Source organism: Streptococcus parasanguinis (genome assembly GCF_015557775.1).
Taxonomy (GTDB): Bacteria; Bacillota; Bacilli; order Lactobacillales; family Streptococcaceae; genus Streptococcus; species Streptococcus parasanguinis_AA.
This window is the reverse complement of sequence record NZ_JADNOY010000004.1, coordinates 214,399-225,477: the sequence shown is the minus strand read 5'-3', so window position 1 is coordinate 225,477 and position 11,079 is coordinate 214,399. Positions and strand designations below refer to the sequence as shown.

Here is an 11,079-nt window from a genome sequence, read left to right as displayed (position 1 = left end):
AGCCCTACTCAACTGTGCGGAGGTGGGACGACGAAATCGAATTCTAACGAATTACCGATTTCTGTCCCACTCTCTTTTTTGGTCTATTTTAAGTGGCAGTATTTGAAATCCAGCTTTTTAATTTGGTCCCAATTTTTTCGAGCCTCTGGTGGCAAGACGATGAGTTGCTGGCGCAACATAGTCGTGATTTCGAGATTTAAGGATTCGATGGGGAGGGCAATGGTTACGGAACTTTTTGCCCTTTGGATCTTGTCCATGCAATATTCAATATGATGGCAAACTGCACCGGTCTGTGATTGACGGCTAGCTGAAACCTCCTGACGCATATCAGAAAGCAGTTGCATCAATTCAGACTTAAGGAATTCGATCGTATCTGATTTTTCTTGAGCTAAAAGAAACATAAGCACACCTCCTTTTGCTATAGTTTAATACTAATTCATTAAAAATGCAAGGGGGTAAAGTAAAAAAAATAAAATTTTTTTAGAAAAAGATACAGAAAAAGAGAGGGCTTACATCTCCCCACTACAGAAGGTCGAACCCCTTGTCTTAAAAATGGCTTTTCTCCCTTGGTCGGGTTGACTTGATAGAGGTCGGTAGCTACAAAAAAACTCCTGAAACATACTGGTTTCAGGAGTTGAGAGGCTTTGACCCGAAGGTCTCAAAGAAAAATATCGATTGATTATACAAGACCTTGTGAAATCATCGCGTTTGCAACATTTTCAAAGGCAGCGATGTTGGCACCTGCAAGGTAATCTTTACCAAGTCCGTAAGTTTCTGCAGTTGTTTTAGCAGTATTGAAGATGTTGGTCATGATGTCTTTCAAACGTCCGTCCACTTCTTCGCGTGTCCATGAAAGACGTTGGCTGTTTTGGCTCATTTCAAGAGCAGATACAGCAACTCCACCAGCATTGGCTGCTTTAGCAGGTCCGTAAAGGATACCATTTTCTTTGTATACGTTGATGGCATCGATGTTACTTGGCATGTTTGCTCCTTCAGAGACAACTTTTACACCTTGAGCGACCAAACGTTTTGCAGCATCGCCATCGATTTCATTTTGAGTTGCACATGGAAGAGCAATGTCATAGTTACCAGCATAAGTCCATACAGAACCTTCGTAGTAAGTAGCAGTTGGTTTTTCTGCAGCGTATTCAGTCAAACGAGCACGACGTTTTTCTTTAACATCTGTAAGAAGGTCGAAGTCAATACCGTTTTCGTCGATCACGTAACCGTTTGAATCAGATACAGAGATAACAGTTGCACCAAGTTCAGTTGCTTTTTGAAGAGCGTATTGAGCAACGTTACCAGAACCTGAGATCACGACTTTCTTACCAGCAAAGCTGTCGCCGTTTGCTTTGAGCATTTCTTCAGTGTAGTAAACCAAACCATAACCAGTTGCTTCTGGACGAATCAAGCTACCACCGAAACCAAGAGGTTTACCAGTCAAGACACCAGCATCAAATTGGCGAAGGCGTTTGTATTGACCGTAAAGGTATCCGATTTCACGTCCACCAACCCCGATATCACCAGCTGGGACATCAAGAGAAGGACCGATGTGTTTTTGCAATTCCGTCATGAAGCTTTGGCAGAAACGCATCACTTCAGCGTCTGTTTTTCCTTTAGGATCGAAGTCAGATCCACCTTTACCACCACCGATAGGAAGACCAGTCAAGACGTTTTTGAAGATTTGTTCGAAACCGAGGAATTTCAAGATCCCTTGGTTAACAGTTGGGTGGAAACGAAGACCACCTTTGTAAGGACCTACAGCAGAGTTGAATTGAACACGGTAACCACGGTTTACTTGGATGTTTCCTTCACGGTCAACCCAAGGAACACGGAAAGAAATCACGCGTTCAGGTTCTGTAATACGAGCCAAAATGTTTTCTTCGATGTATTCAGGATGTTTTTCGAAAACAGGTTCCAAAGTGCTGAGGAACTCTTCAACAGCTTGAAGGAATTCAGCTTCGTGGCCGTTACGAGCTTTTACAGTTTCGAAAGTGCTTTGGATATATTCTTTAGCAGTTGTCATGTTAATTCTCCTTTGTGAATGAAACGAAAACCAGCAAACCCGCTAGGGGAGTGGTTTTGAGACAGTTGACAAACAATGTCATGTTTTATTACATGGATCATTATAGCAGACTTTTTTTGGCTTGTAAAGAAAAAAGTTGAATTTTCTGAAAATTTTATCGCGACTAGGAAAGTCCGAATGTTTGGAAGAATTTTTAGCTTTGATAGTCCGGAAGCTTCCAAGTGATGGTATAATGAAAGAAGAAAATAGAGAGCATCCCGAACAATTCTGTTGGTGGTGTTTCAAAAAAGGAGTACAAGATGGTATCGACAAAAACGCAAATTGCTGGTTTTGAATTTGACAACTGCCTGATGAATGCGGCAGGTGTAGCCTGTATGACCACTGAGGAATTAGAAGAAGTGAAGAACTCAGCTGCGGGGACCTTTGTGACCAAGACAGCGACCTTAGAATTCCGTGCTGGTAATCCAGAGCCACGCTACCAAGATGTGCCGCTTGGTTCGATCAATTCAATGGGGCTACCTAACCAAGGGTTGGACTATTATTTGAATTACTTATTGGAGTTGCAAGAAACGGATCCAGACCGGACCTTCTTCTTATCTCTCGTCGGCATGTCTCCTGAAGAAACTCATACCATCTTGAAAAAGGTGCAAGATAGTGACTTTAAAGGCTTGACAGAGTTGAACCTATCTTGTCCCAATGTCCCTGGGAAACCTCAGATCGCCTATGATTTTGATACGACAGATCGGATCTTGTCTGAGGTCTTTGCCTATTTCACCAAACCTCTAGGCATCAAGTTGCCACCTTATTTTGATATCGTTCATTTTGATCAAGCAGCAGCGATCTTTAACAAATACCCGCTCAAGTTTGTCAACTGCGTCAATTCGATCGGAAATGGCCTCTACATTGAGGATGAATCCGTGGTGATCCGTCCGAAGAACGGATTTGGTGGGATTGGTGGAGAATACATCAAGCCAACGGCTCTCGCCAATGTCCATGCCTTTTACCAACGTCTGAACCCAGAAATTCAGATTGTGGGGACAGGTGGTGTCTTGACTGGTCGCGATGCTTTTGAGCATATCCTTTGTGGGGCTAGTATGGTGCAAATCGGAACGACGCTGCATAAAGAAGGAGTAGGAGCTTTTGACCGCATCACTGCGGAGCTCAAAGCTATCATGGAAGAAAAAGGCTACCAAAGCCTAGAAGACTTCCGTGGGAAATTGCACTACATTGACTAATCTTTCGAAAAGAACTTCCTCAAGTGGAAACTTGGGGAAGTTTTTTATGAGAGTGGGACAGAAATCGGTCATTCGTTAGAATTCAATTTCGTCGTCCCACCTCCGCACAGTTGAGTAGGGCTGTAAAAGCTGATGAAATCAGCGTAGTAGAGCCCACTCAACCACTGCGTCTTGCTCGACAATCCAAAAATAATTGAGAGGCTAGGACTTTTGTCCCAACCTCATTCTGTTCCTAGTTTTAGGAATTTTCCATTTTTATAGAAAGAAAAAGGTGTACAATGGAGGTGAAAAGGAAGGTGATTTCTATGGGAGAAAGGGATGTGATTCAAGAGGCAAGAACGACGATCACCCTTCTTCAAACAGCCTTTTCTAAGGGATTCACCCCTAGTCCAGATACCCTTCAATTTCAAGAAAATCTAGATCAGATGTTGAAAGGTTTACGAAAGGCTAGGCGGGTAGACAATCGTCTGTTGATTGAGTTAGAAAAGTTTTATCAGACCGCCAGTCTATTGATTGGTCTGGGTGGGTTAGCTTTGAACGAAGAGGCCTTTCAAGCTTGGCGAACTTATGATCACTGGCATTACGAGGTTGTGAAGCCTCACTTACAGGTCTACGGACCGACGGTGCTTTTGTAGTTGACGTGCCTTGAGTTTGTCCACAGATATTCAGAGGAGGTGTTGGTCATGGTAGTCCTTCATGATTTTCTACATCAGTTAACCCTATCGTTTTGGAATTTCTATTACTCGCTCTTTTTCTTATTTGAAAAATAAGAAGGATTGAATCCCTTTTACATATAGTAGAAGGGATTTTTGATGCAGAATCCTTGAAAATCTGAGGCTCTTGGATTATGATGGAGCTAATAGTAAGAAGCGTTCCTTGTGGGGAATGCAGGAAGCGAGGAAAAAAGATGGCAGAGATTTATCTAGCAGGTGGCTGTTTTTGGGGCTTAGAGGAATATTTTTCACGGATCCCCGGTGTAGAACAGACGACGGTGGGCTATGCCAATGGCCAGGTAGAAACGACCAATTACCAACTGATCAAGGGAACGGATCATGCAGAGACCGTTCAGGTCATCTACGATCCAAATAAAATCACACTACGAGCGATTCTGCTCTACTATTTCCGGGTGATCGATCCCTTGTCCATTAACAAGCAGGGAAATGATCGAGGCCGACAATATCGAACCGGTGTCTATTATACAGACGAGGCAGATCGTGAGGTGATTGCCCACCTGTTTGCGGAAGAAGAGAAGCAACTGGGCCACAAAATCGCGGTTGAGTTGGAACCCTTGCGCCACTATATCTTGGCTGAGGACTACCACCAAGACTACCTTAAGAAGAATCCTGGAGGCTATTGCCATATCGATGTGACAGATGCAGCCCAACCCTTGATTGATCCAGCAGCCTATCAGAAGCCAGATCAAGAAATCCTAAAGGCGAAACTGACAGCAGAACAGTACCAAGTCACCCAAGAAAGTGCGACGGAACGTCCTTTCCACAATGCCTATGATCAGACCTTCGAAGAGGGCATCTATGTGGATATTACGACGGGGGAGCCACTCTTCTTTGCCAAGGATAAGTTTGCGTCTGGCTGTGGATGGCCAAGTTTCTCCCGTCCCATTGCCAAAGATGTCGTCCACTATTACCAGGACCATAGCCACGGGATGGAGCGGATCGAAGTTCGTTCCCGCTCAGGCAATGCCCACCTCGGCCATGTCTTCACCGATGGACCAAAAGACCAAGGTGGCCTTCGCTATTGTATCAATTCGGCCTCTCTGCGCTTTATTCCAAAAGAAGAGATGGAGCAAGAAGGATATGGTTATTTGGTAAAAGCATTGAGATAATAGAAAAGCATCTTAGAAACTTTCCTTAGGTGAATACGGACGTCAGCGAACTTCGAAGAAGTTCCATGACTAAATCAAGATACAAAGGGCGTCTGCGGATAAAGTCAAAATAGGAAGTTTGACGCAGAATCTTTCGATTCTAGGAGGACTTATCTTTTTGACACAATCCGCAGCCCGTGTTCAATTCGTTTTGAACCCCTTCGCTTTTTAATTTTTAGGCTCAGGCTAAAACAGTTCCCCGAACTGTTTTACTCTCAAAACTCCCGAGTGCCTGAAACTGTATTGTTTCAGGCACTTTTCTCACAGCGGAAAGTTTCAGTAGATTCTTGCATCAGTTGAAAATCGTGATGATGTTTTCTGCTTTGAAGAAACCATTCTTTTAATATCAAATCATTTAGAAGTTCTGTTTTGCAGAACTTTTTTTCTCCTCTGGAAATTTGTGATACAATGAAGAGAAAGTATTTCAATGACAGCTCAATTTGTTGGCGGATCATTGGAGAAACTAGGTACGAAGAAGAGGTAGGAATGTTAGAGAAGTGGGAGAGTGTGAAAGGAACCATCAAAACGATGGTAAAAGAGCTATCGGCGGCCTTTGACTGGGCTTTTGATCGTCTCTTTTCAAGGATTCAGCTGACCAATGAACAGTTTGTCTATGTGCTCTTGTCAGTCGTTTTTATCGTGGCCAATGCTATCTTGTGGGTGCAAAAGTTCCAAGGCTTTCCGATCACCGCAACCGAACGGCCAGAGGTTGTGTACAAGGCTAAGACACCGGCTGATCAGATTCCTCATACAGCTCGGATCATGGCCAATGGAGATCAGCTCTATCATGATCTGGTCTATATGAGTGCACAAAAAGAAGATGGAAGCTATGATTTTCATGAAAATTATGAGTATGTCAAACCCTGGCTACAAAAAGCGGATCTAGCCTTGGGTGATTTTGAGGGAACCATTAACCCGAATTACTATTTGTCAGGTTATCCTCTCTTTAATGCACCGAGCGAAGTCGTACCAGCCATCAAGGATGCTGGTTATGATGTCATGGATTTGGGACACAACCATATCTTGGATTCAGGTCTAGAAGGGGTCTATTCGACAGCCAAGGCCTTTGAAGATGCTGGCATCACCCCTGTCGGTGTCTACACGCATGAAAAGAGAGGCCAGGCTCCCTTGGTGATCAAGGAAGTGAATGGCATCAAGATTGCTATTCTAGCCTACGCTTATGGGTTTAATGGAATGGAAACGACCCTTACTCCAGAGGAGCAAGCAGATGTCTTGTCTGATCTGGATGAAGAGCGGATGAAGGCGGAGATCCAAAAGGCGGAGCAAGAGGCCGATATCACCATTGTCATGCCCCAAATGGGAATTGAGTACCAATTGGAGCCGACAGAAGAGCAAAAAGAGCTCTACCATAAGATGGTTTCTTGGGGAGCTGATATTGTCTTTGGCGGGCATCCCCATGTTGTAGAGCCTGCTGAAGTGGTCAATAAAGATGGTCAAAACAAGCTCATCATCTACTCGATGGGGAATTTCCTGTCCAATCAGCGTCTGGAAACCATGGGGGATGTGGAGACTGCTCAATGGACAGAGCGAGGCGTCTTGATGGATGTGACCATCGAAAAGGTCGGCCGCAAGACAAAGATCAAGACAGCTACTGCTCATCCAACCTGGGTCAGTCGGACTCCGAAAGGAACTTATTCTCCTGAAGGCTATGACTTGTACAAGTACCAGACCTATATTTTGGAAGATTTTATCCAGGGTGGCAAATACCGCGACAAGCTGGATGAGGAGACCAAGGAGAGAGTGGACACGGCCTACCGAGAAATGAAGGAACATGTTCACTTGGACTGGCCTCAGAGTGGAAAGGAATAGAGCATGGAAGGAAATGTGAACTGGATCCCGCTTGGGATCCTAGGATTGATCGTGGTGATTTGGGCAACCAAATTTCTTACGGCCATCCGCCTCAAGCAAAAGCTGAAGAAGGCTTGGGATGGAGCGCCTTTCTTTCGCAAGAAAGATACAGAAGAAAGTTTGATAGACAGTCTGGCTTATCCGGCTAAGGGAAAGACGATCGACAGCCAAGTGGATGATCAGACCTGGCATGATTTGGCTTTGGATGCGGTCTTTGATCAGCTCAACTATACCCAATCGAGCCTTGGAGCAGAGGCTCTCTATCAAAAAATGCGCCTGCTGGAATTCCAGCCTCAGGATCAGCTTCATGACTTAGAAGCCTTCTTTGAAGAGCATCCTGATTTGCGCCTCAAGGTTCAGGTTATTTTCAACCAACTGGGCAAGAAAAACCACAACATGGCACGAAGTATTGTCGCAAATCCCGGCAAGCATTATGCAGGTTTGCCCCTCTATCTAGCCTTGGCCTGCCTTCCTATTGTCTGTCTTTTTGCCATCCCCTTTGAGCCAGTTGGGGCCATTACCCTCTTGGTGATCAGTGTGGTCTTTAATATCGTCTTTTCAAGTTTGCGCAATTGGTCCAATAAAATCCGTCTGGACAATGTTAGCTATCTGGTTCGCATCTTTGCTTCGGCAGAACGCTTGAGCCATCTAGCCTTGCCACAACAAGAAGAACTAAAGCAAGCAGTCAAACCCTTTAAGAAAACGCGGATCCTTGCCAGTGTCTTACAGAGTCCAACGGGGACATCTGAGATGGAAATTATTCTCCTCTACCTCAACGTCCTCTTTTTACTCCCGCAGATCGCTCAGGTTTATATTTACAATCAGGTGAAGGCTTATCAAAAAGAGGCCCAGAAGCTTCTGGATCTGCTAGGGGAGATGGAAGTAGCCATTAGTCTCTTGCGCCACAAGCGGGACCTAGAAGTGGTCTGCCAGCCAGTCTTTACGGAAACGGGTGGCATTGAGGGAGAGACGCTCTACCATCCCTTGCTGTCCAATCCGATTGCGAATGATGTGCATTTTCAAAAAAATATGGTCATCAGTGGGGACAATGCGTCCGGGAAATCGACCTATTTGAAAACTGTTGCTATCAATGCCATTCTGGCTCAAGGATTAGGCTTTGCCTATGGAGAAAGATTGGCCCTTCCTTACGGACATGTCCTAACGGCTATGGATGTGAGCGATGATATTGAAGTTGGAGATAGCTACTTCATCACCGAAAGTAAAGCTATTTTGCGTATGATTCAGCATCTGAAAAATCCTGGTTTTCACTACTTCTTTATTGACGAGCTCTTTAAGGGGACCAATACCATCGAGCGGATCGGATCAGGTCTTGGGATTGTCCGCTGGTTGGCTGCCCAAAACTGCCTCTACATGATCTCCAGTCATGATATTGAGCTGGTCGCAGCCTCTGGTGAGGTCAATGATAATTACCATTTTGACAGTCGCTATGTGGATGGCAAGATCGTCTTTGACTACCAGATCAAGCCAGGGTCAGCCGTGACCAAGAATGCGGTCAATACCCTAGAAAGCCTGCATTATCCAGAGGAGATTACGCAAACAGCCAAGGACTTGATTGACCAGTATGAAGAGACGGGACACTGGTCTTTGAAAGAAATTGAAAAAGAATGAAAATGAACGAAGGAGTTTGTAAATGATCGGTTTAGGGACCTTCTATAATGCCTTAGGGGTCGTATTTGGTGGGCTTTTAGGATTGCTCATCGGTCAACGTTTATCAGAAGATTTTCATGAGACCCTTCTGAAAGTGACAGGAGTTGCTGTTTTTGTCTTGGGCATCGCAGGGACCTTGGAAAAGATGCTGGTGGTGCATGGAAGTCATGTGGAAAGTCACGGCAGTATGATGTTGATTCTGAGTCTAGTGATCGGGACCGTTATCGGGGAACTCTTGAAGATTGAGGAGGGCTTTGAGCGCCTGGGAAACTGGCTGAAGAAAAAGACGGGCAACCAAGGCGATACTAGCTTTGTCGATGCCTTTATGACCACGGCCTTGACCATTTGTATCGGGGCTATGGCGGTGGTCGGAGCTGTCCAGGATGGCTTGACAGGCGACACCTCGACCTTGTTGGCCAAGGCTATTCTCGATATGGTTATCGTTTTGGTCTTGACCGTTTCAAAAGGAAAGGGCGCGATCTTTGCGGTGGTTCCACTCGTGATCCTTCAGGGCTTGATCACGCTGTTGGCCCATTTGATCGCACCGATCATGACTCCACAAGCCCTTTCGAATCTGTCCCTAGTCGGGTCCAGCCTCATTCTCTGTGTAGGAATCAATCTCATCTGGGGCAAACGAATCAAGGTCGCCAATCTCCTTCCAGCAGTGCTGATTGCCATTATTTGGGCCTTTGTTGGGTGAAAAATAGAAGCTAACCGGTAAAGACTGGTTAGTTTTTTTGCTTGCCCTTGTAGTCTTGTTAGAAAAATGAAGGTGCTCCGAAAAGAAAGGAATTCTTTTAAATGTGATAAAATAAGAAACAGGAGTGAAGATTGGATTCATTTCGAAGGTGAAGGGTGAGTGAGTTATGATCAAACTAATTGCAACAGATATGGATGGGACCTTATTAGATGAACGAGGAGAGGTGGACCTTCCTCGTCTGGAAAGGCTGTTGGACCACTTGGATCAAAAAGGGATTCGCTTTGTCATTGCGACGGGAAATGAAATCCATCGCATGCGCCAGCTCTTGGGTCCCTTGGTCAAGCGGGTGACCCTGGTCGTCGCCAACGGAGCTCGGATTTTTGAGAATGACCAGATGGTTCTAGGAAAATTCTGGGATCGGGAATTGGTGGAGGCGGTCCTTGATTATTTTAAGGGCCGGGAAATTTCAGATCAGTTGGTTGTATCAGCTGTCAATGGTGGCTTTGTCAAGGAAGGCACGGTCTTTACAGAAGTTGAAAAATTCATGCAGCCGGAAGTGATTGAAGCCTTGTACAAGCGAATGAAGTTTGTTCCGGAATTGACAGCCGATTTGTTTGACCAGGTGCTTAAAATGAGCTTGGTGGTTGGCTTGGATCGTCTTGATCAAGTGCGCCAAGAAGTCCAGCAGGCTTTTGGAGATCAACTGATGGCGGTTTCGAGCGGTTTTGGCAGCATGGATCTCTTACAAGCAGGCATTCACAAGGCTTGGGGACTGGCTCAATTAATGGAGAAGTGGCAGCTTCATGCCAGCCAGGTCATGGCCTTTGGGGATAGCGGAAACGACATCGAAATGCTTGAAATGGCTGCTCACTCCTATGCTGTGGCCAATGCAGAAGCAGGAGTCAAGGCGGTTGCCAAACACCTAGCACCGAGCCATCAGGAAGGTGGTGTCTACCAGGTGATCGAAGAGTATCTAGGATTGACCCCCTGGGAACAAGTGAAAGGAAAGAATTAGATGGCGGTACAACTGTTAGAAGACTGGCTTTTAAAGGAGCAGGAGAAGATCGTAACAACCTATCGGGAACTCAATCAAGCCCCTCTGAAGGAGCCTGGTTTGATCTTTATCGGAGACTCCATCGTGGAGTATTTTCCCATTCATGAACTATTACAAAGTCCCAAGCACATGGTCAATCGAGGAGTGCGAGGCTATAAGACGGATCTCCTTCGTGAGCATCTAGACGCCCATGTCTTTGGAACGGCGGTGGATCAGATCTTTCTCTTGATCGGGACCAATGATATCGGAAAAGAAATTCCTCAAAAGGAAACCTTGGACAATGTAGAAGCGGTCTTACAAGCGATCATGCGGGACTTTCCGCTGACCCACATCAACCTGATCTCGGTTCTACCGGTGAGTCAAGAAGAGCGCTACAAGCAAAAGGTCTATGTGCGGACCAATGAAAAAATTCAAGCCCTCAATCAAGCCTATCAAGAATTGGCCCAGGCCTACCACCAGGTCAGCTATGTCGATGTGTATTCGTCTTTATTGGATGAAAAGGGGCAGTTGGCAGAAGCCTATACGACTGATGGCCTCCATTTAAGTGTAGCAGGTTACCGCATCCTAGCCCAAGCTCTGCAGGAGACATTATAGAGACAAAAATAGGAGCGAAAAAAGCCCAACCAGACAAATCTTCAAAGGAAG

At 45.4% G+C, this 11,079-nt stretch carries 10 protein-coding genes; 8 read left to right on the top strand and 2 right to left on the bottom strand.

The window, feature by feature from the left end:
- Positions 1-83 precede the first annotated feature (83 nt).
- Together I2F76_RS07140 and gdhA are read right to left on the bottom strand one after the other, a co-directional pair.
- Positions 84-401 carry a hypothetical protein gene (locus tag I2F76_RS07140; protein WP_049499760.1) on the bottom strand — a complete coding sequence of 106 codons (318 nt, stop codon included), beginning with the start codon at positions 399-401 and terminating at the stop codon, positions 84-86.
- Between the two features lie 278 nt (positions 402-679).
- A complete protein-coding gene (gene gdhA, locus I2F76_RS07135; RefSeq protein WP_049488980.1) occupies positions 680-2,026 on the bottom strand; it encodes an NADP-specific glutamate dehydrogenase in 1,347 nt (448 codons plus the stop codon).
- Positions 2,027-2,325: 299 nt separating this feature from the next.
- Between gdhA and I2F76_RS07130 the strand changes: the two genes are divergently transcribed.
- The 8 genes from I2F76_RS07130 (at position 2,326) to I2F76_RS07095 (ending at position 11,028) form a co-directional block, all read left to right on the top strand.
- Complete coding sequence (locus tag I2F76_RS07130; RefSeq protein WP_003016837.1) at positions 2,326-3,261, top strand: dihydroorotate oxidase; 936 nt, start codon at positions 2,326-2,328, stop codon at positions 3,259-3,261.
- 278 nt (positions 3,262-3,539) lie between these two features.
- Positions 3,540-3,896 (top strand): helicase BlpT, encoded by a 357-nt coding sequence (locus I2F76_RS07125; protein ID WP_070590026.1) that lies wholly within the window; start codon positions 3,540-3,542, stop codon positions 3,894-3,896.
- Between the two features lie 272 nt (positions 3,897-4,168).
- Complete coding sequence (msrB, locus tag I2F76_RS07120) at positions 4,169-5,104, top strand: peptide-methionine (R)-S-oxide reductase MsrB (RefSeq protein WP_070590023.1); 936 nt, start codon at positions 4,169-4,171, stop codon at positions 5,102-5,104.
- A 525-nt stretch (positions 5,105-5,629) separates the two neighbouring features.
- Complete coding sequence (locus I2F76_RS07115; protein WP_070588642.1) at positions 5,630-6,973, top strand: CapA family protein; 1,344 nt, start codon at positions 5,630-5,632, stop codon at positions 6,971-6,973.
- 3 nt (positions 6,974-6,976) lie between these two features.
- Positions 6,977-8,641 (top strand): MutS-related protein, encoded by a 1,665-nt coding sequence (locus tag I2F76_RS07110; RefSeq protein ID WP_195487534.1) that lies wholly within the window; start codon positions 6,977-6,979, stop codon positions 8,639-8,641.
- Positions 8,642-8,663: 22 nt separating this feature from the next.
- On the top strand, positions 8,664-9,380 hold the full coding sequence (locus I2F76_RS07105) for a DUF554 domain-containing protein (protein WP_070588645.1): 717 nt from the start codon (positions 8,664-8,666) through the stop codon (positions 9,378-9,380).
- A 166-nt stretch (positions 9,381-9,546) separates the two neighbouring features.
- A complete protein-coding gene (locus tag I2F76_RS07100; protein WP_070588647.1) occupies positions 9,547-10,395 on the top strand; it encodes an HAD family hydrolase in 849 nt (282 codons plus the stop codon).
- A complete protein-coding gene (locus I2F76_RS07095) occupies positions 10,396-11,028 on the top strand; it encodes an SGNH/GDSL hydrolase family protein (RefSeq protein WP_070588648.1) in 633 nt (210 codons plus the stop codon). It abuts the gene before it with no gap.
- Positions 11,029-11,079: the final 51 nt, after the last annotated feature.